The sequence below is a fragment of the Rhodococcus sp. C-2 genome, from assembly GCF_027854095.1.
GTDB classification, from domain to species: Bacteria; Actinomycetota; Actinomycetes; order Mycobacteriales; family Mycobacteriaceae; genus Rhodococcus_F; species Rhodococcus_F qingshengii.
This window is the reverse complement of the sequence record NZ_JAQGFI010000005.1, coordinates 226,795-253,576: the sequence shown is the minus strand read 5'-3', so window position 1 is coordinate 253,576 and position 26,782 is coordinate 226,795. Positions and strand designations below refer to the sequence as shown.

The window sequence follows — 26,782 nt, the reverse complement described above, 5'->3', positions numbered from 1 at the left end:
GGTGTCGGAGTTCTCGAGTACCGTGCTTCTAGGTCGGTTCGTGAGGAAGGGTGCTGTGACGTCGTCGCGGAGCATGGTGGGTTTGTTTGCCGGTATCGGTGGTCTCGAGTTGGGGCTCTCGGAACATGGGTGGAACACCGAACTGCTGTGTGAAATCGATCCGGGCGCGCAGGCAGTTCTCCGTTCGCGTTTCGCCGACGTGCCGTTGCACGGTGACGTCACCAAACTTCGCGCGCTGCCCAGTGACATCGAATTGGTGGCCGCCGGTTTCCCCTGCCAGGACCTCTCTCAGGCCGGCAAAACGGCAGGCATCACCGGCGCACGCTCAGGCCTGGTGGACGAGGTGTTCCGTCTGGTCAAGCGCAAGAAGGGCCCGCGCTGGCTGTTGATCGAGAACGTTCCGTTCATGCTCCAGCTCGGCAAGGGCGCCGCCATGCGGCACATCACCGACGCCCTCGAAGACCTCGGATACACCTGGGCGTACCGGGTGGTCGACGCCCGCGCCTTCGGACTCCCCCAGCGTCGCCAGCGAGTCATCATGCTTGCCTCGCGCACAGATGATCCCCGCGAAATCCTGTTCGGCCAGGACGCCGGCGAGCGCCTGGGTGGCGATCCCGCGGACTACCCCTGCGGCTTCTACTGGACCGAAGGCACTCGCGGTCTCGGATGGGCCGTCAATGCCGTGCCGACGCTCAAGGGCGGCTCGTCCGTCGGCATCCCCAGTCAGCCGGCAGTCCGGTTGCCGTCAGGTGAGATCGTCACTCCCGGTCTAGTCGATGCCGAGCGACTGCAGGGTTTCGATCCCGACTGGACGCTGCCGTCCGTCGAGGTTCCCGGCCTACGCCACAGCCATCGCTGGAAGCTCGTCGGCAATGCCGTGAGCGTGCGGATGGCGTCGTGGGTCGGTGGCCGGTTGAGCGATCCCATCGAATACGACGCCGCGGGCGAGACGCCACTCGAACCGGGCGACGCCTGGCCGAGTGCGGCCTGGGGCCGTAACCGCCAGGCCTTCCGCGTTCATACCTCGACCTGGCCGGTCCAGTACGACTACGAGGATCTGAGCGGCTTCCTCGAAGACACGCGGTTGCTGTCGGCTCGGGCCACCGCCGGCTTCCTCAAGCGCGCACGCATGGGTAATCTTCGGTTCATCCCCGGTTTCATCGAGGACGTCGAAAGCCATCTCGAGCGGATGGGCGGATACCCCGAGGCCGCAGCATGACGGACTCGCTGTTCCCCGAACCTGAAACGCTGTTTTCCGAACCGGAACACGAACCACTGTGGAGTGCACTGCAACTCGCGGGCGACAAGCCCCCGGCCGACGCCGATCGCGGCGAGAAGAAGAACTACGCCCAGCGACTGTCCAATCAACTGGCACAGACGGTGGCCGACGCTCTGCGTCCGCTGTATCCCAACATCACCCCGACGGCATCCGGCGAAGGCCAGGAGGCAACAGTCGATGTCGCCAAGGGCCGAAAGCGCTTGGACGTCAAGGCACTCGACCCCACTCTCGGCCTGATCCTCTGCGTCTCCATCAAGACGTACAACTTCCAGGACTACAGTCCCCGCAGCGGCAAGCTGGGACGGTGGACCAAGAACATCGTCCGCAACGACCACGAATTGCGTGGCGAGGCAATGGTTCTGCATCAGCGTCAGCCGTACAGCGTGTTGGTCGCCGTCATGTTCGAGCCGTACGCCACGTGCGACGACGGCGACCCGACCAAGACCAGCGACACCGGCAAATCCTCTTTTGCACACCACGTCACGACGCTCTCGAAGCGCTCGGGCCGAGGCAAGCGCGCGGTGGTCGGCGTTCCGGGAAAGGCCTGGGTGGATCTCGGCGCCGAGGACACCCGCTACGACCTCTTCGAGAAGGTCTACATCGGACTCTACGAACCCGATGGCGCAGTTCGGTTCTTCGACGTCGACGAGCCGCCGCCGCGCAACGGACGCCCCACCGAAGCTCAGACGCACTCGTTCACCGACTTCGTGACCGTCGTGCACGGTGAAGTGGAGCGTCGCAACAGGTTTGCGCCCACCTGGTCCGATCCCGAAGACAGCGAAGATTCCGACGGCTGAGGGAACCACGGTGCCTGCGACGGATCCTGCCACCAGCGCTCGGATGAGCGCTCAGCGTCGGCGCGACACCAAACCCGAAATCGCACTTCGACGCGAGCTGCATCGACGCGGACTCCGGTACTTCGTGGACCGAGCGCCTGTCAAAGGTGTTCGCCGACGGGCCGATCTGGTATTTCCACGCCGCAAAGTCGCGGTGTTCGTGGACGGATGCTTCTGGCACAGCTGCCCGCAGCATGCGACGTTTCCCAAGAACAACGCGCAGTGGTGGACGGACAAATTGGCCGCCAACGTGGTTCGAGACCGCGACACCGATGCACGTCTGGCAGAGCAGGGTTGGACCGTCATCCGCATCTGGGAGCACGAAGATCCGCTGGTAGCGGCCGAACGCGTCCAGAAAGCCCTGCTCGGTCCGTAAGCTCGATTTCGTGAAGGAACGCAACGTTGCGCGGTGGGGTTTGGTGGCTGCGCTGGCTCTGGGCGGAATCGTCTACTCGTCGTGGATTCTCGAATTCTTCCTGGACACCGGCCTCGACCCGGTGACATCGTTCCTCAGCGAACTCGATGCCGAGAACCAGAAATACCGCGATGTCTTCGGCAATGCCGATGTACTGTCCGCGATATTGATGTTGATCTCCGGAGCGCTGGGTCTGCTGATCACGCCCAGGCGGAGGCTCTACGTCACGGGCTGGATCGCGCTGGCGGTGTTCGGCATCGCGACCATCGCCGACGCGTCGTTCCCCCTCGAATGCTCGGGCGAGGGTTGCCCGTCGAGCGCACCGGACGGTCTACTTCCGCAGCTCCACCATGTTCACGCGTTGACGAGCAGCGTGGCGGTGTTCGCGATCTTCACCGCGATGATCGCATTCACCGTGGGAGCGTTCAGATATCGCGAACATCGGTCGTTGCGGACGACCGGCCTGACAATTTTGATCCTGACTTCCCTTGCGACGGTGTGGATGTTGACGACCAACAGCATCGAAGTCTCCGGCGGCGGTAATCTCGGACTGGGTATCGCTCAACGTGCGCAGGTGCTGGGAATGTCGTTGTGGTTGTGCACCCTGGCATTTGCGATGTCGAGGCCGCCATCCACCGGGCTCCCGGCGTCGCCTCGCTGACAGGTTTTCAGGCAAGCGATTCGGGCGATCCTGGAACTACAACTGAAAATGGCTGCCCCGAACTAGCGAAGGTGTGCCCATGTCTCTCGCGTCGTCGTTCTTCGCCCATCCGCACCAGGCGTTCACTGCTGGTTTCTATCGCAACGAATCCTTCGACTTCGAGCTACGAGTCGTTCTCGGGCAAGCCACCTTCGGCGCGGCAGACACCGGCGAAGTGCTCTCGGCCATCGCTCACGTCGGCGAGAAGGACCTCGAAGGCTGGTACGAGGCCTGGTTCGACCTCGGTACACGGGTATTCGGGCAGGCCGTAGAGGCAGCCGAGGCCGGGCATTCGCGAAGCGCGTCCAACGCGTACCTGCGGGCGGCGTCGTACTTCGGTGTGGCGATCAACGCAGTCGACGGTCTCAGCGACGATTCGGTTCTGGTCCCCACTTTCAAACGTCACCGACAGGCGTGGGACCGCTTCGTCGACACCACCTCCCAGCCCGTCGAACGCGTCCGGATCCCTTACGAGGACACCTACCTGCCCGGGTACTTCTTCCGGCCGCCCGGGGACGTGCGACGGCCGACGTTGATCATGGTGAACGGTAGCGACGGCCCGATCAGCGGGCTGTGGGGCAGCGGCGGTGCCGGGGCGCTCGAGCGGGGCTACAACGTGTTGATGTTCGACGGTCCCGGTCAGCAGTCGATGCTCTTCGAGCGCAACATCCCGTTCCGTCACGACTGGGAAGCCGTCATCACGCCCGTCGTCGACTATCTCGTGGACCGGCCGGACGTCGATGCGTCGAAGCTGGCGATGTACGGGATCAGTCAGGGCGGGTACTGGGTGCCCCAGTCGTTGGCGTTCGAGCATCGGATCGCGGCAGCGATCGCCGATCCGGGGGTCGTGGACGTGGCCGCGTCGTGGCTCGCCCATATCCCCAAGAACATGCAGAAGCTACTCGACGAGGGGAAGTCGGAGGCCTTCGACCGCGACATGGCGATGGGGATGAAATTCTCGAAGGACAGCGCCCGGATCTGGCGTTTCCGAGCGCGTCCGTATCTCGCCGACGGCTACTACAACACTCTCGCCGAGGTTCGGAAGTACCACCTCGAACACGTCGCCGGCTCGATCTCCACTCCCCTGCTGATTACCGATCCGGAAGGTGAACAGTTCTGGCCCGGTCAATCCAAGCGGCTTGCCGCCCTCGCCGGCGGACCGACGACGGTGGTTCCCTTCACCGCTGCCGAGGGCGCGAACTTCCACTGCCAGCCCATGGCGAGGCGTCTGACTGATCAGCGGATGTTCGACTGGCTCGACGAGCAGTTGGATCTCTGAATCAGGACACTTTCTCTTTCTTCGTCAACAGAGTGGCAATCATCGGCAACAGCAGAACCGTGATCGCCCCGGCCGCGACAAGAATCGACGCGTTGTCCGAGGACATCTGATGCGCGTCGACGGCCGCGCCCGTGACCGCCACGATCATGGGCAGGCCGGTAGCCCCGTACAACGCGACTTGCGCACTTTCGCGCGTGGTGAAGGGCGGTTCGACCTTCTCGAACTTGGTCACGAAGAACACCGGCACGCCCCGGACGACAACGATCAGGATCAAAAACGCAATCAGTATGCCGGGACTGGCGGCGACCGCCGAGACGTCGATCGCCATGCCTGAAGTGATGAAGAAAATCGGGATGAGGAACCCGAAGGCGATCCCGTCGAGCTTGATCTCGAGGCGCTCGTCGCCCTCTGGCATCAGTCGCCGCAGGATGAAGCCGGCGGCAAACGCACCGAGAATGACGTCGAGTGAGAACACGGCCGACAGCACTCCGAGGCTGACCAACAACAGAACGGTGAGGCGGACCGTCGTCTGCGCCGTGGTGTCCGCTCCTGCCCGCACCAGGCGATGTGTCCACGAGCCTTCGTGAATCAGCTTGCCGGGCAGCACCGCCACGATGATGGCGATCACGGCGAAGACGGCAAGAACGATCAGCGACAGGATGGCGCCACGGGCACTCAGCAGCACCGCCATCGCGACGACCGGCCCGAGCTCGCCGACGGCCCCGTGGTTGAGGACGGTCTTACCCAAGCGTGTGTCGAGGAGTTTGTTGTCCTTGAGGATCGGCAGCAGCGTGCCCAGAGCGGTCGACGTCATCGCGATGGCAACAGCGGCTTCGGCGGAGATCACGTTCCTCATTCCCAGCAGCGCGACCACCGTGAACGCCAGCGCGAGGCAGAACAGCCACGTGTAGAGCGCTCGACGTCCGCCGCGCCCACTGAGTTCCTGTCGGTCGATCTCGTAGCCGGCGAGCAGGAACAGCATGCCGAGGCCGAGTTCGCGCAGGATGCCGATCGCTTCGCTGTCAGCTGCGATGTTGAGGGCGAACGGCCCGACCACTGCGCCCGCGACCAGTAGCAACACCACTTCGGGAACCAGTCGACGCGGGATCAGGCCCGCGACTATCGGCGCGATGGCCGCGATCAGCGCAATCCAGAACAGCGAGGAGGCAATTGAAGGCACGGATCATTATCGGACATAGGTGACGGATCTGCGCTCAGTACAGGTACTTGCGGTACGCCTCCTGCCGAGCCGGCTCCAGATCCTCGACCAGCAGGCTGTGCTGCTCGGCCATCATGTCGCGCAGACTCGGTACGTCATCGGATGCGGGCCACGTCGACGGATCCCACAGCTTCGCCCGCAGAATCGCTCTCGCGCAATGCAGATACGCCTCGTCGATCTTCACGATCACCGCAAGCTGCGCCGGCTTGCCGTTCATCGCCATCGAGTCCAGCAGATCAGGATCGGTGGACAGAGTCGCCGTGCCGTTGACGCGCACGATCTCGTCGTGCCCGGGCGCGAGAAAGAGGATCCCCACGTGAGGATTTTCGATCATGTTCCGGTACGAGTCGGCGCGCCGGTTGCCCGGACGATCCGGGAGCACGAGCGTCTTCTCGTCAGGAAACAGAACCTGACTGACCAAGTCGCCGCGCGGCGAGCAGTCGCAATTTCCAGCCGCATCGGATGTCGCAAGCACAAAAAACCTTGCCTGCTCGATGAATTCACGGATCAACGGAGTAGTGTAAGCGGTCTGCTTCTCCATGATCGTCGGATGGGGCTGTCCGAGAATCGCATTGAGTTGTTCCACGGATTCGATCCGCCCGCCCGGGGCGTTCGACGCCGTCACGTCAACACGTCGTCGAGGACGTGGTGGCGCCCGAGCGGCAACACCAACGGCTTACCCGAGATGGGGTCGGGGATGATTCGGCTCTCGAGACCGAAAACGGTGCGGACGTTGTCACTGGTGAGCACCCCGGCAGGATCACCCGCCGCGTAGACCCGGCGATCGGCCATGGCGACGAGGAAGTCGGCGTAGCGGGCGGCGAGATTGAGATCGTGCAGAACCATGACAATCGTTGTACCCCGAGTCCGGTTCAGGTCGGTGAGCAGGTCCAAGACCTCAACCTGGTGGCTCACGTCCAAGAAGGTAGTCGGCTCGTCGAGAAGAAGCAGATCGGTTTGTTGGGCGAGCGCCATCGCAATCCACACACGTTGGCGCTGACCACCGGAAAGCTCGTCCACCGATCGTTCGGCCAATTCGGTTGTGTCCGTTGCCGCAAGCGCCTCGGCGACGGCGGCGTCATCCTCGCGACTCCACCTCGACAGCACCCGCTGATGTGGATGTCGGCCTCGGCCGACGAGATCGGCGACAACTATCCCTTCCGGTGCGATCGGTGACTGCGGCAGCAGACCGAGCGTGCGAGCGAGCTTCTTCGCGGGTAGGCGATGAACATCCTTGCCGTCCAGGAGAACATGACCACTTCGGGGACTGAGTAGCCGCGACATCGACCGCAGCAGCGTCGATTTGCCGCACGCGTTGGCGCCCACGATGGTCGTGATCTTTCCCGGCGGCACCGCGAGGTCGAGCGATTCGACGACGGTCCGTCCTCCGTAACCGAGTTCGAGGTTTTCGACAGTCAGAGTATGGGATTCGGTCACAGCGAACCTCCCGTTCGGTTGGAGCGAATGATGAGGTAGACGAGATACGGCGCTCCCAGCGCGCCGGTCACCACGCCAACGGGGTAGCGGGTGCCGAAGGCGTACTGTCCGCAGAAATCGGCAACGAGCACCAGCAGCGCTCCGACCAGCGCCGACGGAATCAAAAGTGATGTTCCCGGACCGACGATGCGGGCGGCGATGGGCCCTGACAGAAATGCGACGAAGGCGATGGGCCCCGCAGCGGCAGTGGCAAAGGCGATGAGTCCGACGGCCGCAATGATCGTCAGAATGCGCGTTCGTTCCACTCTGACGCCGAGCGCTTGTGCTGCGTCGTCACCGAGCTGGCTGGTCGAAAGGTTGCGCGATTGGCTCAGCAGCACCGGTCCGAGGACAACCAGCGCCAGGAGCACGGGAACCGTCGAACCCCAGTTGGCACCGTTGAGACTGCCGGTGAGCCAACGCATCGTCTCCTGCAGATCCCACGCGGCGGCGGTACTGAGAAGGTAGGCGGTGACGCTGTCGAGCATCGCGGCGATGCCGATACCGATCAGTATGAGCCGAGTGCCCGCCACACCGTCCCGGAAAGACAGAACGTAGATCAAGACTGCGACGCCCAGACCGACGGCGATAGCAAAAACCGATACCTGTGAACCGCCGAGCGAAAGCGAGATGATCGCGAAAGCCGCTGCAGCGCTTGCGCCGGAGCTGATTCCGATGATGTCGGGGCTCGCGAGCGGGTTGCGCAGCATCGTCTGGAACGTGATGCCGCCCAAGCCGAAACAGATTCCGGCGACCACAGCGAGGACAGCGCGAGGCAGACGGAGGCGACCGACGGTGAACGAGGCACCAGGCACGTTCTCCCCCAGCACGACGCGAAGCACATCTGACGGCGGGTAGAAGGTTTTTCCCACCATCAGAGTGACCGCGAAAGAGGCGACGGCGAGGACCGTCAGCACGGCAATCACGATGCGGCGGCGTCTACCTCGTCGGATACGGCTTGCTCCGACTGCGTCGACCTCGACTTCGGGAGTAACGAATGTAGTGGTCACAGCTCACGTATTTTCTGACGGCGGACTATGTAAATGAAGAAGGGCGCTCCGATGAGCGCGGTGATGATGCCGACGTCGATTTCGCTCGGCCGGGCGACAATTCGTCCGAGAATGTCGGCGGCGACGAGAAGGCCGGCACCTGTCAGCGCAGAAAACGGTAGTAGCCAACGGTTGTCAATCCCGATCAGCAACCGGCACAGATGCGGGACAACCAAACCGACGAAGCCGATCGGTCCGGCAATGGCAGTGGCTGCACCGCAGAGCAGCACTGCACCGAGCGCTGCCACTGCACGAACCACCGCGACGCGTTCGCCGAGACCTGATGCAACCTCGTCGCCAAGCGCAAGAGAGTTGAGACTGCGCGCTGACAGCAGACAGATCACGAAGCCGACAATGAGGAAAGGCAGACCCTGCCGGATCACCTCGAAACTCGCGCCACCGACGCCGCCGATCTGCCAGGAACGAATGTTGCCCGCAATATCGTTTCGCGGCAGCATGATCGCAGTGATGAACGAAGCAAACGCAGCCGATGTTGCGGCCCCGGCGAGAGCCAACTTGAGTGGGGTGGCTCCACCTCGCCCGAGTGACCCGACCACGTAGACGAACAACGCCGCCCCGGCTGCACCGAGTACGGCCACCCAGATCATGCTGGTCTGGGTCCACAGTCCGAACCACGCCATTCCGATCACCACGGCGAGCGAAGCGCCCATGTTGACGCCCAGGATTCCGGGATCCGCCAAAGGGTTTCGGGTGATCCCCTGCATCACTGCGCCGGCAAGACCGAGCGCAGCTCCCACGATTATCGCGAGCACCGTCCGCGGAATGCGCTTGGCAATCGCGCCCTGACCGATGTTGTCCGTTGAACCACTCAGTGCGGCAAAGATATCGGACCAGTCGACGTCACGAGAGCCGATGACGATCGAGGCGCACATGAGCACCGCGAGGACAACGAGAAGGGCGATCAGCCACAGCGAATTGCCGAACGTCGGGCGCCGCGTATCGCGAGCGCCCGACGTCGAATCCTGCGAGGTTACAGTCACTCCGACTTTCCAGCGGCCCCGGCGAGCAGATCGACGTAGTCGCCGAGTACCCACGAAATTGCGAGTGGAGTCGGGTTGGCCGCCGTTCCCATCGGCCCGGTCCCATTGAGGAACACGATCGAGTTATTGGCGACGGCAGGCATCTGCGAGAGCAATGGGTCAGCCTTGAGTGCGTCGACAAGTGCCTGGTCACCGTAGGTGACGATCAGTTCGACGTCGTCGAAGACGTCCACACGCTCGGCACTGACCTTCTTCGAGAACTCACCACCCGTCGAGGCGTCGGCAACGCTCTTCGGCGTCGAAAGTCCGAGGTCCTCGAAGAACGCGGCGCGCGTGTCGTTCGCCGTGTAGAAGCTGACCTGGCTCAGATCAGCGGTGTCGACGTGCGTCAGGAACATGGTTGCCTTGCCGGCAAGCTGCGGATGCGCGGCAACCTCGTCGGCGATCTCCTTCTCGATGGTGGAGATCAGTTCCTGCCCTTCGGATTCCATGCCGAGGCCCATGCTGTTGAACTTGATGACGTCACGCCACGACGTCGCCCACGGCCCCTCGGGATACGCCACAACCGGAGCGATCTCACTGAGAGTGTCGTAGTCCTCCTGCGTCAATCCGGAGTATGCGGCAAGAATGACGTCAGGGTTCGTATCGGAGACGGCTTCGAAGTCGATGCCGTCGGTCTCGTCGAAGAGCACCGGCGGCTTCGCGCCAAGGTCGTCGAGCTTTTCCTCGACCCACGGCAGCATTCCGTTGCCGTTGTCGTCACCGAAAGTCGCCGCTGCCATTCCGACGGGAACCACGCCGAGAGCAAGGGGCACTTCGTGATTGGCCCAGGCAACGGTGGCAACTCGCTCCGGCTTGGCGTCGATCGTCGTAGTTCCGAAAGCGTGCTCGATCGTGACAGGGAAGGAGCTGGATCCGCTTCCGGCGCTGCCGCCGTCGGCGGTCTCCGAGGAGTCGGAACTGCAAGCTGTCATGCCGAGGGCGACTGCGACCGCTGCTGCGGCCACCGCCAAGAAGCGTTTTGAACGCATGAAAGCAGAACTCTCTCGAGAAGGGGTACGGCCCTCAACCCGGCTCAATCAGGCACTTAGGTGAGGTTTGCCTAAACCGTATACGGGAGGGCAATGTGGCGCAATCGCGTGTTTGGGACACCCCGTGTAGCGATCGAGACAAGGTGTGATGACCGATCAGCTAGCCCGGAACATCCCTGGTGTAGCGCCTGTAGTGCGCCGGAATGCCGCCCCGAATGCGCTGGTCGAGCGGTAGCCCACACGCTCGGCAACCTCTTGTAGATCCAAGCCGTGGGCCAGAAGGGTCACCGCTCGTTGGGCGCGCACAGCCGAGACCCACTGCCCGAAACTCATCCCGGTCTCCGACCGAAATACCCGGGTGATGGTTCGCGGGCTGACACCGAGGAGCCTTGCCCAGTCGGACAGCGTTCGCATGTCACTCGGATCGTCACCGATCGCATCGACGATGGGTTGCAGAAGTGGCGAGTCCGGCACCAGCACCAGCAACTCGTTCGGCGACGGTGCCAGCACGTCGATCACCATCTGCTCCGTGAGCGAGCGTGAAGGAGGTCCGAGTGACTCGTCTGCCAGTCGCTCGAGGAGGTTCCGCAACAGCGGAGTGACCTCGATCGCCACCGGCACGTCGGACAGAGAAGGAACCGATGCGATGTCGAGCTGAGCGGCCCGATACCAGGTGCCGGCCGGCGCGATCGCCGAGTGCAGGACGCCGGCGGGCATCCACAGACCTACGGTCGGCGTAATGGTCCACGTGCGCGATCCCACCGTGGCGCTCGACGCTCCCCGCTCGTTCCACAACAATTCGTGAGTCGGGTGCGAGTGCGCATCCCACCGGGTCTCGCGGGAGACAAGCTCGTCCATGCCCGCGATGACAAAGGGCACCTCGACCGCCCCGGCCGAGTAGACCGGGAGCGTCCGACTGTCGACGGTCTCCAACGGGTTCTCCTCGGTTCGCGTGGCTGCTCCGCAGAAAGCATAGGTCGCGGGGATCGGTTGTCGGTTCCCACGATCGCGAGGATCACCGCCCGAAATCGCCGAGGTGACCTCACACACATTCAAGAATTGCGTATGCACCACAACAAAAAGAAGGTCACAGACCTGAAGTCTGTGACCTTCTTTCTTGTGCGCCCGAAGGGATTCGAACCCCTAACCTCTTGATCCGTAGTCAAGTGCTCTATCCGTTGAGCTACGGGCGCATGTTCTGTTGTCTTGCTGGTCTTGCGTGTCTTACCGTCGTAATTTCTATCATTTCTAACCCGCCGGTCAAAATCACCGGCTTGGCGGAGGCGAGAGGATTTGAACCTCCGGTCCCTCGTAAAAGGGACAACTCATTAGCAGTGAGTCCCATTCGGCCGCTCTGGCACGCCTCCCTGGGGGTTCCGATCCTTTCGGACCGCCGGATCGAAAGATTACACACCCTTCGCCACCAAAGGCAAAACGTGTGGTCAGCGGGCTGTTTTGTGGACTTACCGCAGGTGGCTGTCGAACCAGTCGAAGATCCGGGTCTGAGCTTCGATGATCGAGGCCGAATCAGGGTCGTCGAGGTCAGCGTCCTCGGACAGCTGTGGCGGCTCGTCCGCCCGGTGAGCCAGTCCGGCGTAGCTGACCACCAGTGTCGCGACGTCGGCCTTCGCGGTCGCTTCCCGGAGCAGAGTCACGTGTTCGCGAGGCGTGCTGGGATCGTCCTCGCCGTACAGCGCCAGCCACGGCGCCTGCAGGGAAGTGGCCGCGTCGACAAGCGCCTGAGCATCCACCGACAAGGCTTCGACGATTCCCCGGGCGGCGACGCTCACCGCGGCGCCGACGGGACGGCTGGTGGCCACGAGCATCGCGGCGGTACCGGCGTCGTCGAATCCGAGCACCCCGATGGTGTCTGCGAGAACTTCGCGTCCGACGAGCCAATCGAGGGTCGCGTCGAAGTCGGCGAAGAGGTTGTCACCGAACACCTCACCCTGCATGTGTTCGGGTTCGCGGTGAAACAGGTGAGGTGCGACGCTCACCCACCCTTCGCCGGCAAGCGCGCACATCAGATTCAGCAGAGCCGGGCTGAACTTCCGGGCTTCATGCAGGACGACGATCCCGCCCCGCGTCGGGCCGTCCGGCTCCACCACGGTCAGCGGAACAGCCGTGGCGACCTCCCCTTCGGCTCCGCGCAGATACGCGGTGGCTCGGAAGATTTCCGACATCTTCTAACTCTGACACGCAGACGGCCGCTACGCACCAAATCAGTGCGCGCATAATCGACTCGTGACCGCACACATTCGCCCTGACCTCGCCTCCATCCCCGCCTACGTTCCCGGACGCAATTTTCCGGGTGCGATCAAGCTGGCGAGCAACGAAACGACAGTAGGGCCGTTGCCCGGTGTGCGTGACGCCGTCGCCGACGCGGTCGCCAATGCCAACCGCTACCCGGACAATGCCGCGGTTGCACTCATCGAGGCGCTGGCCAGCTTCTTGAAAGTCGAGCCGGCCAACGTCGCCGCTGGTTGCGGCTCCGTGACGCTGTGCCAGGAACTCGTGCAGATCACGTGCGATCAGGGTGACGAGGTCATCTACGCGTGGCGTTCGTTCGAGGCCTACCCCGTGGTCACTCAGGTCGGCCATGCCGTCTCGGTCAAGGTTCCGCTCACCGAGGACTTCGGCCACGACCTCGATGCGATGCTGGCCGCGATCACCGACCGCACGCGGTTGATCTTCGTGTGCAACCCCAACAACCCGACCGGCAATGCACTGTCGAAGGCAGAGCTCGAGAGCTTCCTCGACGCTGTGCCGGCGCACGTCGTCGTCGCACTCGACGAGGCGTACTTCGAGTACTCACGCTCGGACGCCGACGGCATCGAGCTGTTCCGCAGTCGCCCCAACGTGGTTGTTCTGCGCACCTTCTCGAAGGCGTACGGCCTCGCGGGAATCCGCGTGGGTTACGCGGTCGCGGATCCGGAGATCATCGTGGCCCTCGGCAAGGTGCACACCCCGTTCACCGTGAGCGCTGTCGCGCAGGCCGCCGCAATCGCTTCCCTGGCTGCAGCAGACGAACTGCTTGCCCGCACCGAAGGTGTCATCGCCGAGCGGACGCGAGTTCGAACCGCTCTGATCGAAGCCGGGTACACCGTCCCCGAGTCGTCGGCGAACTTCGTCTATCTCCCCCTCGGAGAGCTCTCTCCCGCTTTTGCCGAGGCGAGTACCGAAGCGGGCATTCTGATCCGCCAGTACGGCGTCGAGGGCGTCCGGATGACCATCGGCGATCCACACGAGAACGACGCATTCCTCGCTTTCGCTGACACCGACGTCGCGAAGCAGGCCGCGGGCATCGGCGTCACCGCGTGACACTCGATACATAACTGTTACGCCGGGGACTGGAATTCGTTTCGGCAGACGGGCACACTCAGGGAGGTTCGAAGCCGGTCCGAGTGAGGGAGCACGACGCATGACGCGACGCATGACACGAACGTGTGCCGTGCTCGCAACGACCCTTCTCGCCACCACCGCGACCTCCCTGAGTGGCGTCGCCAACGCAGAGTCCCAGGACACGGTGTCGGTACGTCTGTTGGCGTTCAACGATCTGCACGGCAGTCTCCGCCCGCCGGAAGGTGTTCGCAGCGAGATCAGGCAGGCCGACGGCTCTCTCACCCCCGCAGGTGGCGCGGCGTATCTCGCTGCTTACGTGACGCAACTTCGCAGTCAAGCCACCAACTCGCTGCTGTATTCGGTCGGTGACAACTGGGGATCGTCGGCGCTCGAGTCGGCGATGTTCAACGACGAACCGACGGTCGAACTCCTGAACCGGATGAAGATCGACGCTTCCGCGATCGGCAACCACGAACTGGACAAAGGGCTCGCCGAGTTCCGTCGCATGCAGTCCGGCGGTTGCTCCGCCGTCGATGCATGCACGTTCAGTCCGTCCTTCGGCGGCGCCAACTTCCCTCTGATGGCCGCGAACATGACGTACACCAACGGCACCCCGGCCACGCTGCCCTTCACCGTGAATATGGTCGACGGCATTCCGCTCGGAGTCATCGCGATATCCCCCGCCAACACGTCGCAGATCGTGACACCGGGTGGGATCGCCGATCTGCAGTTCGGCGACGAGGTCGAAGCGATCAACCGCACCGCCGACGTCCTCGACTTCTTCGGCGTCAAAGCCATCACCGTCCTCCTGCACCGTGGGGACGAACCGGCCGTCGAAGGTGGGCCCAACGACTGCAATGTCGAGTCCGGCCCGGCCCGCGACATCGCCCTTCGCGCCTCACCGAAGGTGGACGTCATCTTCACCGCCGACAGCCACCAGCAGTACAACTGCGAATTCCCTGATCCCGCAGGCAATCCCAGAGTCGTGATGCAGGGCGCTTCGCACGGCCGGATCGTGTCCGTCGCAGACGTCACCATCGATCGCAACACACGCGAGGTCGTTCGCGATCAGACGTCCGCGTTCAATCAGATAGTGACACACGACATTTCGCCGGATCCCGATATTCAGGCTCTCGCCGACCGGGCCTGGTCGGAGGCGTCGGACAGCGCTCAGCGGCCGGTGGGGACCATTACCGCCGATCTGACACGCGACCGCGTCCCCAGCGGCGAATCGACACTCGGCAACCTGGTCGCCGACGCTCAACTCGCCGCCGGATCGACACGAGGCGCCCAACTAGCGTTGACGAACCCCGGCGGCATGCGCGAGGACTTGGACTTCGGCACTTCCGGCCAGGTCACCTACCGCCAGGCCTACGGTGTTCAACCCTTCGGTAACAGCCTCGAGGTGCTCTCCGTCACAGGAGCGGTGTTGAAGGACGCTCTCGAACAGCAATTCCAGATCGACCTCGACGGCACCGCTACCGAGCGCATCCTCTCCCCGTCCGCGGGCTTCACCTACGCCATGGACCGGCGAGCAGCGCCGGGCTCGCGAATCTCGGAAATGCGCTTGAACGGGCAGGACATCGCCCCCGACGGCGTCTACAGCGTCGTGGTGAACAAGTTCCTCGCCGAGGGCGGGGACGGTTTCACCGCACTGAAGAACTCCACCCAGATGACCGGTGCCGGCAACGACCTCGACGCCTTGACCGCCATGTTCGCAGCCGGGTCGCCGGTCTCGCCACCTGCCACCGACCGCATCCGCACCATCGGCTGACTAGGCATCCCCGCGCTCGATTGCCTAGTCTCGACGGGTGATCATCGCGACCCATAACGGCAAGTTCCATGCAGACGACGTCTTCGGCGTATCGCTGCTCAAGCAGCTGTACCCCGACGCCACCGTCGTTCGCAGCCGTGACGAGTCCGTCCTCGACAGCGCGGACATCGTGCTCGACGTCGGCGGTCGCTACAACCCGGCCGAGGGGCGCTTCGACCATCACCAGCGTGATGCCGGCGAGCGCAGCAACGGCATCCTGTACTCCGCCTTCGGTCTGCTCTGGCAGGAATACGGCCTGCAGTTCTGTGAAGGCGACGCCTCCGTGTTCCGCCGTATCGACAGCCGACTGGTCGAGGGCATCGACGCCGTCGACAACGGCCAAGAGATCTACACCCTCAACGACTACGGCACCAAGCCTTTTGATCTGTCGTCGGTGCTGGACCTGTTCAATCCGATCTCGTCCACCGACGAGGAGTTCGACACCCAGTTCGAGCTGGCCGTGGTTCTCGCAACTCAGGTCTTGATTCGCCTGCGCGCCAAGTACGCCGGCGACGCTGCGGCCGAGCGCGAGTTCACCGAGACCTACGAGAAAGCAACGGACCCGCGCTTCGTCGTGCTGGAACGCTTCGTTCCCCACGGCCGCGCCGCGTCGGCCCAGCCGGAGCTGCTGTTCACCATCTTCCCGAACACCAACGGCGGCTGGTCGATTCAGACGGTCAAGCCTGCTGACTCCAAGTTCGGTTCACGAAAGCTGTTGCCGGAGCCGTGGCGCGGCCTGAACGGCTCGGATCTTGCCGCCCAGACGGGCGTCGACAGTTCGGTCTTCTGCCACAAGGCCGGGTTCATCGCGGCTGCGCAGACCCGTGACGGCGCCCTCCAATTGCTCGAACTGGCACTGGCCGAGTAGTTCTCAGCTCACATTCCCAGCGCCGTCTTCACCGTCGGCCAGGAATCGTGAAGCGCGTCTTGCCAGTACGGCCACGAATGGGTGCCGTCGTTCCGATACGCGAACACTGCGGGAATCGACAACTCCCCCAACCTCGCTTCGAACAGTTGTGTGCACGTATTAGCGAGCGCCTCGAGCGGTCCGCCTTCGATGGCAGTCTGCAGTCCACTCGGGGTGAAGACGTTGTCGTATTCTCCGGGCGCACCTGTACCGGAGGACACGTAGATCGTCTTCCCACGCAGCGTTTCCGCGTTGGTGGACGGGTCGTGCTTTTGCCAGTCGGGGTCCGACGCCGGACCCCACATGTTGGTGGCGTCGCCCGCCTTGCTGGCCACGGTGAGCCGCACGGAATCCTGCGAGGACGATTCGGAGTTGTCGAGACAGCCACTGTACGAGGCCAATCCGGTGTAGAGCTTCGGGTGATGTGTGATGAGGTTGGCCGCGCCGAGCGCACCCATGGACACCCCGCCGACCACGTTCGTCCCATTTCCGGAAAACGCAGAATCGATCAACGCCGGAAGCTCTTCAGCGAGAAACGATTCCCACTTGTTCACACCGAGGTTCGGATCGTCGTTCTTCCAGTTGGTGTAGAAACTGCCGGTACCGCCAACAGGGAGAACGACGTTGACGTTCTTGTCGGCGAAAAACGCTTCGATGTCGGTCTTTTGAGTCCAGGTACTTTCGGAGTATCCGGATTCCGAACCGGCACTGACGCCGTCGAGTAGGTAGAAGGACGGACGCGAACCGGCACTCGACGCTGGATGCAGAACCTGCACTTGCACCTCGCGCCGCATGGCCGGCGACTCGACGAACACGGCACTGCGTGTGGGCGACAACTGCTCTATGCGATTGATGTGAGCCCCGGTCTGACCGGCCGAATCTCCTGGTGGGTTTTCAGGTGCCGGTTCGGCATACGCCACTCCGCCCACGACAAGCGCGAGCACGACCAACACAATCCCGACAAACCCAAATCTCCGCATCCGTCAAGCGCCCCCTGAGCATCGCACGACTACCGCTGACCCTCGATTGGACAGGACGAACGTCCCGGGGTCAACCCACTGGTTGGGATTTATTACTCGCGGGTATCCAATGGAGTTGGACAGTTCTCCACCGATGCACACACAGGTGTGGATAACTTCATTCACATCCACTTCCCAGTTGTGCATAACCTGTGGACAAAAGGATGAATTACAACAGAGTTATTCCTCCTACCTGCAACGATTCGTTTCCCCACAGTGTGCATAACTTTGTCGAACAGGGCTCCCGAGACGCCGGTTTCCGGGCGTGTCCATGCAGTTCACACCGCCGCGCCACTCTTTGTTCACAGGCACGACACCACCGGCCGACAATGCTCCCCACCCCGACTTCATACTTGTTGCATGCTGACCGCTCTGCTCGCCGCCACAGCTGTGCTCGCCCTACTGACTCTGGTCCCCGGGCCCGACATGGCCGTCGTGACGCAGGCTGCTCTCGGCGCGGGCAGATCTGCCGGTTTCCGGGTAGCGGCCGGCATCGTCTCGGGCCTTCTGGTGTGGGGTCTGTTGACCGTCCTCGGGCTTTCGGCGATCCTCGCCGCGTCGGCCGAGGCGTACACGGTGGTCAAGCTCGCCGGCGCGGCTTACCTGATCTATCTCGGTGTGCGAGCACTGTGGGAGAGCCGGACGTCGCGGATGCAACACAATGCCGACGCTCCACGATCGCAGAAGGCCGGGACATGGAAGACGGGCTTCACCACCAACCTGCTCAACCCCAAGATCGCCGTCTTCTACACCGGACTGTTGCCGCAGTTGGTTCCGGCCGGGTGGCCGACGGGACCGTCGCTTGCATTGATGGTGCTCATCCACGCAGCCATCACCATCGTGTGGCTCAGTGGCTACGTGGTCCTTCTCTCGCGAGCGCGTAGCACCTTCGAAAAGCCCCGAGTGCGACAGGCACTCGAGCGCATAACCGGAACAGTTCTTCTAGGATTCGGAGCGAAGATCGCGCTCGAAGCGCGCTGACACGGCAATCGGAAAAGAGTAGACAGTGGGCGCGTGGGGATCGGGACCGTTCGAGAACGACGGTGCAGGGGATTTGATCGCGTCCATCGGGCACGGTGACTTCACCTTCGAATCGGTGGAGTGGGCATTCGAGGACGACTACCTCGAGGTGGACGGCGGCCAAATCGCCATCGCCTTGCTCGAATTGGTGCTGATCGTGCGCGCCGATCGCAAGCGCGACCCCGCCACCCAAGACCTCGATCTCGACTCCTTCACCTCGGCTCTGACCAGTGAACGGCTCACCTGGCTGATCGAAATGGTGGAGCGCACCATCGCATCGACCGATTCGGAACTGTTCGAACTGTGGGACGCGCAGGGACCGGAAGAGCTTGCGTCGTGGAGAGTTCCCGTCGTGGACGGTCTCGAGGATCTGCGCGTTCTGTCGGTCTGATTCCGTCGCCGCTCCATCACGTTTGCTTATCGGGCCACAACGGTTCGGTCTTGGTCAGATGCCCTGGTAGGACCCTATGGTCGAACGGATCACCGAGTGAGAACTGTGGCTCGTCGACGACGGGAATCCACGCTCACCCCGGACCCAGGAGCAGACCATCATGGCGACTTTCGTTCCGGCTGCGCGCGTCGACAGAATCAGGGAGTCGCCGAGTGTGGCTGCCGCACAACGAGTGCGCGAGCTGAAGGCCCAGGGCCGTGAAATACTCGACCTGACCGTCGGGGAGCCCGATTTCGACACACCCGACAACATCAAGTCTGCGGCGATCACTGCGATCAACACGGGTCAGACCAAGTACACCGCAGTCAACGGCATCCCGGCTCTACGCGAGGCAATCGCAGCACGCGCGGCTTCGCGAACCGGAATCCAGTACGCGGACAACCAGATCACCGTCGGCGGCGGTGCGAAACAGGTCATCTTCCTCGCTCTCATGGCGACGGTCGAAGCCGGCGTCGAGGTTATCGTTCCCGCCCCTTACTGGGTTTCGTACCCGGATATGGTCCTCGCTCACGACGGAACTCCGGTGATCGTTCAGTGCGAGGAGTCCGACAACTTTCTTCTCACAGCCGAAGCACTATCCGCTGCAATCACTTCGAACACCAAGTGGGTCATCCTCAATGCCCCGGGCAACCCCACCGGATCTGTGTACACCCGCGAGCAGCTGCAGGCCCTCGCCGAAGTGATAGAGGCCAATCCCCATGTCAGTGTGTTGGTCGACGAGATATACGACGAGATCAACTTCGGCGACGCTCCGATCCCGAGTCTGCTGCAGGTCGCTCCGCACCTCCGTGATCAGGTACTGGTCACCAACGGAGTCTCCAAGTCTCATGCCATGACCGGGTGGCGACTCGGATACGGACTCGGAAATTCCGGATTGATCGGCGCCGTCAACAAACTGCAGGGTCAAAGTTCTTCCTGCCCGTCCTCGATCAGCCAGGCCGCAGCCGTGGAAGCCCTTACCGGCGACCAGAGTTTCCTCACCGAATCCGTACGAAGTTACCGACGACGACGCGACCTCTCGGCTCACCTCCTCAGTGTTGTCCCCGGGCTCGAGCCCGTCGTGCCGCAGGGTGCGTTCTACCTGTTCGTCAACTGTGCCGGCTTGATCGGCAAGCAGACCCCGGATGGCACCGTGATCGAGTCCGACCAGGATCTCGTCCTCTATCTCCTCGACGAGGCGTCGGTTGCCACCATTCAGGGTTCGGCTTACGGCGCATCGCCGTACTTCCGTATCTCCTTCGCCACCTCCGAGGCCGTCCTCGAAAAGGCCGCGGCACAGATCGCCGCGGCAGTCGAACGCCTTTCCTGATCTTTCATACTTTCTGGAGTACAAGATGATTCACGTCAAGACGAAAATTGATCGCGCGGACAAGGACCTGATTGCCGAACTGGGGACGTTCTCCGCGGCCACGATTCACGAGGCACAGGGACGTAAGGGGTCGCTGCATCCGGCGATCAAACCGATCGACCGCGACATGAGGTTCTGCGGCTCCGCCTTCACAGTCAAGTGCCATCCCCGTGACAACCTCATGCTGCAGGTTGCGATCAGCTACGCACAGCCGGGTGACGTCCTGATCGTCTCTTCAGGTGATCAAGCCGCCGGCCAGTTCGGCGATGTCCTCGCCAATGCCTGTGTTGCGCGCGGCATTACCGCACTGGTCACCGACGGCGGAGTGCGCGATACCCGGGAGATCCGCGAACTCGGATTCCCCGTCTTCTCCAAGCACGTGTACATCGAGGGAACCGTCAAGGAATCTCTCGGCCCGATCAACCATCCCCTGGTCTTCGGAGAACAGGTCATTTATCCCGGTGACGTCGTCAAGGGCGACTGCGACGGCGTTGTCGTGGTCCGCCGCGAGGAGGTTGCCGAGGCAATCGAACTCTCGCGTGCCCGTGACGAAGCCGAAGCCGGGTACATCGAGCGTTACAAGCGGGGCGAGACCCCACTCGAGGTGAGCAATCCGACTGCCCTGCTGGAAGCCAAGGGCCTGGTGGTCGAATAACCTGCTGTGCGCCTTTATTAACCACCCGCGGTTAATAAAGGCGCACAGGGTCGAAGGACTCAGAACCGCAACAGCACCTTCCCCGACACCGAAGCATCCTTGGCGACTGCGAAGGCTTCCAGAGCTTCCTCGACCGGATATTCGTGTGTGAGAACAGCATCGACAGCAAGCGAACCGTCGACGAGGGCGAGCAGCACCTCGTCGATTTCGTCGTTGAAGCGGAATGAGCCCACCAACTCCAACTCTCGCGTGATCGCCAGCGAAATGTGTACCGGTTGAGGTCCGGACGGAAGAAGCCCGAGCATGACCACCCGTCCACCGCGCGTCGCCCCGCGAATAGCGGATTCGAGCCCGCGATGATTGCCGGTGCACTCGACGACCACGTCGGCATCGGATGCGGCGACTGCCTCGGCGTCGGTGGCCTCGAGAACCCGATCCGCACCGAGCGTCGACGCGATCTGCAGCGGAACGTCGTGCACGTCGACCGCGGTGATCGACTGCGCGCCTGCTCGTTTGAGCACAGCCACGACCAGTGCGCCGATGGGTCCGCAGCCGACGACCAGCGCCTTCTTCCCGCGTACGTCTCCCGCTCGCGAAACAGCGTGCCAGGCAACGCTTGCCGGTTCGGCTACCGACGCAGTCCGCAGGTCCAACCCCTCGGGCAGTTCCCGGAGCATGCGCGTCGGGAGCACTGCGTATTTCACGAAGGCGCCCTCGGTGTGTGGGTACTGCGCTGCACTTCCCAGGTATGTGCAGCAGGGCGAGAGGTTGGGCCGATCGCTCGGGAACCGAGGCGCGGTCCCACCGGGCGTTGCGGGGTGTACGGCCACGGAAGTTCCAACTGCCGGCCCCGTTCCGTCCGCCGCGGCCGTCACGACCGTGCCGACCACCTCGTGACCGAGCAGCATCGGTGCCTTCAGAATCGACTCCCCCGCCGCGCCGTGCGTCCAGTAGTGCAGATCTGATCCACACACACCGCCGTAAGCGATCTCGATCACTGCCTGCTCGGCGGTCGGCGCAGTCAACGCAACATGCTCGACCCGCAGGTCACCTGCCGCATGGGCCACCACTCCGAGCGTCGTTTCCGGTAGTACAAAACTCATGATGCGCTCTCTCAGTCGTTGCGACGGATGAAGTCGAGGCCACCGGGCACCTGGAAGGTGGGGAGCACCTCGATGAGACCAAGATTGACGTGGCCAGGGGCGTCGATCGCGAACTCGATGGTATCCGCGATGTCCTTGGTAGTGATGGATTCGTAGCCTTCGTAGAAGGTCTCCCACGCTTCCTTCATGGCTTCGGGCGTGCCGCCGAGGTTGCGACCGAAGATCTCGGTCTCGACCCGGCCAGGGCAGATCTCGGTCACTCGAATCCGCTTGCCGATGCAGTCGTTTCGCAGCTGGCGCGAAATCTGGTGCACCGCAGCCTTGGTCGCGTGGTAGGCAGTGTGGCCGTAGAAGTTGTACAGGCCGGCGATGGAGCTGATGTTGACGACATGACCTAGATCGCGCTCCACCATTCCCGGCAGCAGAATGCGGCACAGGTGCAGCACTGCACGAAGATTCACGTCCACCATCGCGTCGACCGATGCTTCTTCGGCGTCGAGAATGTTTCCGGTTGCGGACACCCCCGCGTTGTTGACGAGGATGTCGATCTCCAGTCCGCCGACAGCTTCGGCGAGCGCGGCGGTGTCGGTGATGTCCACGGGCAGAGGGATCATTCCGGTGCGATCGGCAACCTCACCGAGCTTGTCGGCATTGCGGGCGACGCCGTAGACCGTCAGTCCGCGCTTGGTGAACATCTCGGTGACGGCGGCACCCATTCCGGTGTTGGCGCCGGTGACGAGAGCTGTGCGGTAATCGGAGAAAGGCATTGTGTGCTCCTACAGGAAGAAATTGGTATGACCCGGCGGCCGCCGCGGACTGCAGGCGGCCACCGGGCCGGATCAGGAGTGACTCACGCGAGAAGTCACAGAGTGTCGCGTAGCGGAACGTGGGCGCGATCGGTGATGGTGCTGACCGCGATCAGCGTGCCGATTGCAGTGATGACCGCGTAGAAGGCGGGAACGTAGATACCGAATTCGGGGATCAACCAGGTCATCAACAACGGTGCGGTACCACCGAAGAGTGCGGACGAGATGTTGTAACCCAAACCGTAGGCGGAGTAGCGAACCCGCGTGGGGAACAGTTCGACGATCAGGATGTGGATGACGGCTGTGTGCCCGGCGAAGATCACTGCCATGAGGCAGGCACCGAGAACGGCGAGGCCGACGTTGCCGGTCACGATCATGGCATAGCAGGGGATCGCTCCGATCGCCATTGCCGCAGCTGCACCGGCGATGACCTTCTTGCGACCGATCCGGTCGGAGAGAGCACCCATGAACGGAATCGCGAAGCAGATCGCGACCAGGCTGGATGCGGTGACGAGAAGCGCTGTCCCGGTCGAGAATCCGATCTGATCGCCTTTGAGGAACGTGGGCATGTACGAGAACAGAACGTAGTAGCCGGAACCATTCATCAAGGGGATGAACAGGGCGAGGATCATGGCGCGACGGTGTTCGGGAGTGGAGAATGCTTCCTTGAGCGGATTGCGCGACAAACCGCCGGATTCCTTGAGCCGCTCGAAGTTCGGGGTATCGGAGATCGCGCGGCGGATGTACCAGCCGATGATTCCCATCGGAATGGCCATGAGGAACGGGATGCGCCACGCCCACGATGCGAGTCCGCCGCCGTTGATCGCGTCGGCGTTGAGCCACGGCGACATGGCAAACGCGATCATCGTTCCGGTCAGCAGTGCGAGGAACGACGCGATCTGCGCGTAGCTCGTGATCAAGCCGCGCTTGCCTTCCGGGGCGTGTTCGGCGAGGAACGTCATGGCGCCGGCAGCTTCACCACCGACGGAGAATCCCTGCACGATCCGCAGAAAGATCAGCAGTGCCGGTGCCGCGATACCGATGGCCGCGTAGGTGGGCAGCAAGCCGATACCGGCGGTCGCCACGCTGATCAGCATGATGACGAACACCAACATCTTCTGTCGACCGATCCGGTCGCCGAGGATGCCGCAGACCACCGCGCCGAGGGGCCGAACGAAGAACGAGACCGCGTAGCCGGCGAACACCAGCATCAGCGCGTCGCTCGACTTCGATACGTCGAAGAACACGATGGCCAGTGCCGTCGCCATGAACGCGAAGACACCGTTGTCGTAGAGCTCGACGAAGATGCCGACGCAGCCCGCTGCGACGACTTTCCGGACCTTGCGCGGGTCGGCTACCTGGCCGTCTACCGCTTCGATGGTGTTGGTCATGCTGTCTCCAAAATAGACGCGCGGCGCGGAGCGCTCGCGGGGCGTGTGGTGCCGACGTGGCTCGGTACTCGGGCTTCCGAGGTGTGAAGAGGTATCCGGAGGGTGGTGAATACGTTCTCCACACGCCGCCTCAGCAAGGCGATGCGGTGCTGCTGTTCGCGGTGCTCTGCAACCGCCGTTGCGACGCTGCAGTTCCGGAATCGGACGCGGTGCCCGGGTCGGGCCTGTCCCAGCTGTGAGAGTGAAACGGTGGTGACGACTGCCAGCACCGGATAACCGGCGGTGACGCCTCTACCTCGATGCAGGACCAGAAGTTCGTTGCCAGCGGGTACTTCGACGGCACCGATGGGGACGCCGCGCGAGAGGACCTCGCCGGTGCCGGTGCGCTGTGGGAGCGGCTGCTCATCGGTAGATGCCAGCCGAAGCCCGATGTGATTGCTCTGATCGCCCACCACGAATTCGGTGCCGAACAGCGCGGCTGCACTCTCCCCGAAGTCGTCGATGTCGGGGCCGTCGGTCACGTCGAGCGTCCACACGTTGCCGAAGGACGGTCGGTCGGGCAACAACCGGAACAGCGGTAGCCGGAAGACCGGGTGGTCGATCGGCGGGCAGTCGGTGTCGACGACCAGCATCTCCCCCGCGGTCAAGTGACGGCCGAATCCGAGGACCTGGTCGGGAGCGCAGCTGCCCAGGAGGTAGTCGGCCGTCAGCTCTCCGTGGACGGCGACGTAGACGCGCAATCCGTCGTGGATTCCGGTGACGGCAAGCCGCTGACCCGCTCGCCAGACGATCGGTTCCCACTGCGGTTGCCGATGTCCGTCCACCGTCACCGTTGCGGGTGCACCCGTGACGGCGATCAGCAGATCCGTGGACGCCGACGCTGAAAAGTCGAGGGCCGTCAACTCCAGTAGCGGGGCCTCGCGCCTACTACCCACCAACGCGTTGGCGATCTCCGCGCTGATCTGGTCGGCTGCGCCGCCCGTCGCCTGACCGAACTGTGACGCCGATCCACGCCCCAAATCCTGGACGGAGCTGATTCCGGGAGTCAGGACGGTGACGGTCTCAGCCATGGGGATCACCCCCTACGGGCAGGAGCGAGCGTCCGTCGAAGTCGTCCCAGCGATCGGCGTCGATCGCACGGAAGACGAACAGATCGCCCGGGCGGTAGGCAGAAATCTGCTCCGACGCCGGATCGACCAAGATGAGCGGGGTCCGGCCGATCACTGCCCAACCGCCGGGCGCAGGCCTGGCCGAAACGACTGCCTGACGTCCGGCCACCGCAACGGAACCGGCCGCGACGTGCGGTCGCGGGCTCGATCGGCGCGGGATGGGAAGGCCGAACGCCGGGCCGTCGAGCATCGGGGCGCCGCCGGGTGAGCCGTAGCAACGCATGACCAACGGGGCTGCGGAGTGAAGGCGCACCACTTCGGCTTCGGTGACGCCGAGAAACCGCGCTGTATCACCCAGGTCCGGGCCGTGTTCGCCCCCGTAGACGACGGGGATCTCGAACGTCCTAGGTTCACCTTCCAGCGGTCGGGGGATAGTCGTTGCTTCGCGAACCAGGCCGCGGACGGCGTCGTGGTCGGTGAGGAGGTTGTCGAACTCGACCAGCAGGGCGTCGTATGTCGGGATGACGCTGACGATGCCGTCGGCACCGAGATCGAAACGTGCAGCGATCGATCGAACGGTGTTCCAGTTCTGCTCGGCGGTCCCGCCGCTGACACTGACGCGAACGGCGGCGTCACCGCAGTCGGCGACGTAGGTCTTCACGCGGAACACCCGACATCACGGGCCCGCCGTGACGCCACGACCCGGGTCAGCGGCGCAATGGTGACACCGGCGGCCTCGAGCGCGGCGCGAATCGCCTTCGCGTTCGCGACGGCACCGGGGTTGTCACCGTGCACGAGGACCGTATCGGCGACAACCGGGATCAACGTGCCGTCCACAGCTTCGACGACTTCCTCGACCACCATCCGAACGGTCCGCTCGACCAGAACGTCGACGTCGTGAATCACCGCTCCCGGCTCGCTGCGGGGCACGAGAGTTCCGTCGGAGTTGTATGCGCGATCCGCGATTCCGACGATGCCGACGCTCAATCCGCGGGCAGTCGCCTCGTCGGCCAACGCCCCGTCCTGGGCGAGCACGATCAACGACGGATCGAAGGCCGCGACCGCATCGACGACGGCGCGCGCGTAATCCTGGCGTACGGCAACAAGATTCCCGAGCTTGCCGTGGGGAGCGATGTGCGACAACGACGTTCCGCTCGCGACCGCAAAGGCGTGAAGGGCGCCGAGTTGGAACAGCACGTCGGTTCGGACCTCGTTCTCACTGAGATCCATCGCGCGACGTCCGAATCCGGCGAGGTCCGGAAAACTCGGATGCGCGCCGATGCCGATACCGCGCGATACGCACCCCCGCACGGTCGCATCCATGGTTCGTGGATCGCCTGCATGGAATCCGCAAGCGATGTTGGCCGAAGTCAGCGTGTCGAGCAGAGCATCGTCGGCGCCCATGGTCCACGTGCCGAAACCTTCGCCGAGATCGGCGACAAGATCGATGCTGGTTGCCATTTCGGTCCTTCCGGTTCGTTTACTTGTTCGTACGGGCGCCGTTGCCCGTGGTTGGTCCGACTGTCGAAGTTC

General features: G+C 63.3%; 27 protein-coding genes and 2 tRNA genes. 12 read left to right on the top strand and 17 right to left on the bottom strand.

The features are described 5' to 3' along the window. The first annotated feature begins 73 nt into the window (after positions 1-73). From PCS43_RS12735 to PCS43_RS12715, 5 genes are all read left to right on the top strand, one after another. On the top strand, positions 74-1,219 hold the full coding sequence (locus PCS43_RS12735) for a DNA cytosine methyltransferase (protein ID WP_030535749.1): 1,146 nt from the start codon (positions 74-76) through the stop codon (positions 1,217-1,219). After that, positions 1,216-2,076, top strand: coding sequence for a hypothetical protein (locus PCS43_RS12730; RefSeq protein WP_209910965.1), 861 nt, complete (start codon positions 1,216-1,218; stop codon positions 2,074-2,076). The genes PCS43_RS12735 and PCS43_RS12730 overlap by 4 nt, the downstream gene beginning before the upstream one ends. 10 nt (positions 2,077-2,086) lie before the next feature. Next, a complete protein-coding gene (locus tag PCS43_RS12725) occupies positions 2,087-2,491 on the top strand; it encodes a very short patch repair endonuclease (RefSeq protein ID WP_019746481.1) in 405 nt (134 codons plus the stop codon). A 10-nt stretch (positions 2,492-2,501) separates the two neighbouring features. Next, positions 2,502-3,191 carry a DUF998 domain-containing protein gene (locus PCS43_RS12720; RefSeq protein ID WP_029254264.1) on the top strand — a complete coding sequence of 230 codons (690 nt, stop codon included), beginning with the start codon at positions 2,502-2,504 and terminating at the stop codon, positions 3,189-3,191. Positions 3,192-3,270: 79 nt separating this feature from the next. Continuing rightward, on the top strand, positions 3,271-4,509 hold the full coding sequence (locus PCS43_RS12715) for an alpha/beta hydrolase family protein (RefSeq protein WP_209910962.1): 1,239 nt from the start codon (positions 3,271-3,273) through the stop codon (positions 4,507-4,509). 1 nt (position 4,510) lies between these two features. On the opposite strand, the gene PCS43_RS12710 is transcribed toward PCS43_RS12715, so the two are convergent. From PCS43_RS12710 to PCS43_RS12665, 10 genes are all read right to left on the bottom strand, one after another. Then, entirely contained in the window at positions 4,511-5,689 is a 1,179-nt protein-coding gene (locus PCS43_RS12710) for a cation:proton antiporter (protein ID WP_054827393.1), read from the bottom strand. 34 nt (positions 5,690-5,723) lie between these two features. Continuing rightward, positions 5,724-6,353, bottom strand: coding sequence for a pyridoxamine 5'-phosphate oxidase family protein (locus PCS43_RS12705; RefSeq protein ID WP_003943810.1), 630 nt, complete (start codon positions 6,351-6,353; stop codon positions 5,724-5,726). Continuing rightward, positions 6,350-7,165, bottom strand: coding sequence for an ABC transporter ATP-binding protein (locus tag PCS43_RS12700; protein ID WP_003943915.1), 816 nt, complete (start codon positions 7,163-7,165; stop codon positions 6,350-6,352). Before PCS43_RS12700 ends, PCS43_RS12705 begins: the two co-directional genes overlap by 4 nt. Continuing rightward, a complete protein-coding gene (locus tag PCS43_RS12695; RefSeq protein ID WP_003943885.1) occupies positions 7,162-8,214 on the bottom strand; it encodes a FecCD family ABC transporter permease in 1,053 nt (350 codons plus the stop codon). Before PCS43_RS12695 ends, PCS43_RS12700 begins: the two co-directional genes overlap by 4 nt. Beyond that, on the bottom strand, positions 8,211-9,254 hold the full coding sequence (locus PCS43_RS12690; RefSeq protein ID WP_003943862.1) for a FecCD family ABC transporter permease: 1,044 nt from the start codon (positions 9,252-9,254) through the stop codon (positions 8,211-8,213). The genes PCS43_RS12695 and PCS43_RS12690 overlap by 4 nt, the downstream gene beginning before the upstream one ends. Continuing rightward, positions 9,251-10,285 carry an iron-siderophore ABC transporter substrate-binding protein gene (locus PCS43_RS12685; RefSeq protein WP_003943792.1) on the bottom strand — a complete coding sequence of 345 codons (1,035 nt, stop codon included), beginning with the start codon at positions 10,283-10,285 and terminating at the stop codon, positions 9,251-9,253. The genes PCS43_RS12690 and PCS43_RS12685 overlap by 4 nt, the downstream gene beginning before the upstream one ends. A gap of 156 nt (positions 10,286-10,441) precedes the next feature. Next, positions 10,442-11,359, bottom strand: a complete 918-nt coding sequence (locus tag PCS43_RS12680) for a helix-turn-helix domain-containing protein (RefSeq protein ID WP_209910959.1) — start codon at positions 11,357-11,359, stop codon at positions 10,442-10,444. 46 nt (positions 11,360-11,405) lie between these two features. Beyond that, positions 11,406-11,478: transfer RNA gene (locus tag PCS43_RS12675), tRNA-Arg, on the bottom strand. An 82-nt stretch (positions 11,479-11,560) separates the two neighbouring features. Further along, positions 11,561-11,652: transfer RNA gene (locus tag PCS43_RS12670), tRNA-Ser, on the bottom strand. A 96-nt stretch (positions 11,653-11,748) separates the two neighbouring features. After that, the gene (locus tag PCS43_RS12665) at positions 11,749-12,468 is read right to left on the bottom strand and encodes a dienelactone hydrolase family protein (RefSeq protein ID WP_003943860.1); all 720 of its coding nucleotides are present in this window, start codon (positions 12,466-12,468) and stop codon (positions 11,749-11,751) included. Positions 12,469-12,529: 61 nt separating this feature from the next. Between PCS43_RS12665 and hisC the strand changes: the two genes are divergently transcribed. From hisC to PCS43_RS12650, 3 genes are all read left to right on the top strand, one after another. Then, positions 12,530-13,606: a histidinol-phosphate transaminase gene (hisC, locus tag PCS43_RS12660; protein WP_064073569.1), complete on the top strand. Its 1,077-nt coding sequence runs from the start codon at positions 12,530-12,532 to the stop codon at positions 13,604-13,606. A gap of 100 nt (positions 13,607-13,706) precedes the next feature. Next, complete coding sequence (locus tag PCS43_RS12655; protein WP_209910926.1) at positions 13,707-15,401, top strand: bifunctional metallophosphatase/5'-nucleotidase; 1,695 nt, start codon at positions 13,707-13,709, stop codon at positions 15,399-15,401. A 37-nt stretch (positions 15,402-15,438) separates the two neighbouring features. Continuing rightward, a complete protein-coding gene (locus tag PCS43_RS12650; protein ID WP_003943978.1) occupies positions 15,439-16,308 on the top strand; it encodes an MYG1 family protein in 870 nt (289 codons plus the stop codon). Positions 16,309-16,316: 8 nt separating this feature from the next. Here the strand turns inward: PCS43_RS12650 and PCS43_RS12645 are convergent, their stop codons facing one another. Beyond that, positions 16,317-17,327, bottom strand: coding sequence for an alpha/beta hydrolase (locus tag PCS43_RS12645; RefSeq protein WP_064687965.1), 1,011 nt, complete (start codon positions 17,325-17,327; stop codon positions 16,317-16,319). 399 nt (positions 17,328-17,726) lie between these two features. Between PCS43_RS12645 and PCS43_RS12640 the strand changes: the two genes are divergently transcribed. The 4 genes from PCS43_RS12640 to PCS43_RS12625 all read left to right on the top strand — a co-directional run bounded on the left by PCS43_RS12640 (position 17,727) and on the right by PCS43_RS12625 (position 20,840). Further along, positions 17,727-18,347, top strand: a complete 621-nt coding sequence (locus PCS43_RS12640; RefSeq protein ID WP_209910923.1) for a LysE family translocator — start codon at positions 17,727-17,729, stop codon at positions 18,345-18,347. A 25-nt stretch (positions 18,348-18,372) separates the two neighbouring features. Further along, positions 18,373-18,777, top strand: a complete 405-nt coding sequence (locus PCS43_RS12635) for a DUF4259 domain-containing protein (RefSeq protein WP_209910919.1) — start codon at positions 18,373-18,375, stop codon at positions 18,775-18,777. Between the two features lie 160 nt (positions 18,778-18,937). Next, positions 18,938-20,146 carry an aspartate transaminase gene (locus tag PCS43_RS12630; RefSeq protein ID WP_007731694.1) on the top strand — a complete coding sequence of 403 codons (1,209 nt, stop codon included), beginning with the start codon at positions 18,938-18,940 and terminating at the stop codon, positions 20,144-20,146. 25 nt (positions 20,147-20,171) lie between these two features. Then, positions 20,172-20,840 carry a 4-carboxy-4-hydroxy-2-oxoadipate aldolase/oxaloacetate decarboxylase gene (locus tag PCS43_RS12625; RefSeq protein WP_270923044.1) on the top strand — a complete coding sequence of 223 codons (669 nt, stop codon included), beginning with the start codon at positions 20,172-20,174 and terminating at the stop codon, positions 20,838-20,840. A gap of 59 nt (positions 20,841-20,899) precedes the next feature. Here PCS43_RS12625 and PCS43_RS12620 read toward each other — a convergent pair whose 3' ends face one another. The 6 genes from PCS43_RS12620 to PCS43_RS12595 all read right to left on the bottom strand — a co-directional run bounded on the left by PCS43_RS12620 (position 20,900) and on the right by PCS43_RS12595 (position 26,710). After that, a complete protein-coding gene (locus PCS43_RS12620; RefSeq protein ID WP_209910916.1) occupies positions 20,900-21,943 on the bottom strand; it encodes an L-idonate 5-dehydrogenase in 1,044 nt (347 codons plus the stop codon). Positions 21,944-21,954: 11 nt separating this feature from the next. Then, positions 21,955-22,710: an SDR family oxidoreductase gene (locus PCS43_RS12615; protein ID WP_007731698.1), complete on the bottom strand. Its 756-nt coding sequence runs from the start codon at positions 22,708-22,710 to the stop codon at positions 21,955-21,957. 95 nt (positions 22,711-22,805) lie between these two features. Next, positions 22,806-24,140: an MFS transporter gene (locus PCS43_RS12610; RefSeq protein WP_047271513.1), complete on the bottom strand. Its 1,335-nt coding sequence runs from the start codon at positions 24,138-24,140 to the stop codon at positions 22,806-22,808. Next, entirely contained in the window at positions 24,137-25,210 is a 1,074-nt protein-coding gene (locus PCS43_RS12605; protein WP_047271511.1) for a biotin-dependent carboxyltransferase family protein, read from the bottom strand. The genes PCS43_RS12610 and PCS43_RS12605 overlap by 4 nt, the downstream gene beginning before the upstream one ends. Continuing rightward, a complete protein-coding gene (locus PCS43_RS12600; RefSeq protein ID WP_172403470.1) occupies positions 25,203-25,910 on the bottom strand; it encodes a 5-oxoprolinase subunit B family protein in 708 nt (235 codons plus the stop codon). The genes PCS43_RS12605 and PCS43_RS12600 overlap by 8 nt, the downstream gene beginning before the upstream one ends. Next, positions 25,907-26,710, bottom strand: a complete 804-nt coding sequence (locus tag PCS43_RS12595; protein ID WP_007731705.1) for a LamB/YcsF family protein — start codon at positions 26,708-26,710, stop codon at positions 25,907-25,909. Before PCS43_RS12595 ends, PCS43_RS12600 begins: the two co-directional genes overlap by 4 nt. Between the last annotated feature and the right edge of the window lie 72 nt (positions 26,711-26,782).

Coding starts and splice junctions, on each gene's coding strand:
- PCS43_RS12735 (WP_030535749.1), top strand. CDS start 74: ATGGTGGGTTTGTTTGCCGGTATCGGTGGTCTCGAGTTGGGGCTCTCG.
- PCS43_RS12730 (WP_209910965.1), top strand. CDS start 1,216: ATGACGGACTCGCTGTTCCCCGAACCTGAAACGCTGTTTTCCGAACCG.
- PCS43_RS12625 (WP_270923044.1), top strand. CDS start 20,172: ATGATTCACGTCAAGACGAAAATTGATCGCGCGGACAAGGACCTGATT.
- PCS43_RS12640 (WP_209910923.1), top strand. CDS start 17,727: ATGCTGACCGCTCTGCTCGCCGCCACAGCTGTGCTCGCCCTACTGACT.
- PCS43_RS12655 (WP_209910926.1), top strand. CDS start 13,707: ATGACGCGACGCATGACACGAACGTGTGCCGTGCTCGCAACGACCCTT.
- PCS43_RS12605 (WP_047271511.1), bottom strand. CDS start 25,210: ATGGCTGAGACCGTCACCGTCCTGACTCCCGGAATCAGCTCCGTCCAG.
- PCS43_RS12620 (WP_209910916.1), bottom strand. CDS start 21,943: ATGAGTTTTGTACTACCGGAAACGACGCTCGGAGTGGTGGCCCATGCG.
- PCS43_RS12715 (WP_209910962.1), top strand. CDS start 3,271: ATGTCTCTCGCGTCGTCGTTCTTCGCCCATCCGCACCAGGCGTTCACT.
- PCS43_RS12685 (WP_003943792.1), bottom strand. CDS start 10,285: ATGCGTTCAAAACGCTTCTTGGCGGTGGCCGCAGCAGCGGTCGCAGTC.
- PCS43_RS12595 (WP_007731705.1), bottom strand. CDS start 26,710: ATGGCAACCAGCATCGATCTTGTCGCCGATCTCGGCGAAGGTTTCGGC.
- PCS43_RS12645 (WP_064687965.1), bottom strand. CDS start 17,327: ATGCGGAGATTTGGGTTTGTCGGGATTGTGTTGGTCGTGCTCGCGCTT.
- PCS43_RS12630 (WP_007731694.1), top strand. CDS start 18,938: ATGGCGACTTTCGTTCCGGCTGCGCGCGTCGACAGAATCAGGGAGTCG.
- PCS43_RS12610 (WP_047271513.1), bottom strand. CDS start 24,140: ATGACCAACACCATCGAAGCGGTAGACGGCCAGGTAGCCGACCCGCGC.
- PCS43_RS12615 (WP_007731698.1), bottom strand. CDS start 22,710: ATGCCTTTCTCCGATTACCGCACAGCTCTCGTCACCGGCGCCAACACC.
- PCS43_RS12665 (WP_003943860.1), bottom strand. CDS start 12,468: ATGTCGGAAATCTTCCGAGCCACCGCGTATCTGCGCGGAGCCGAAGGG.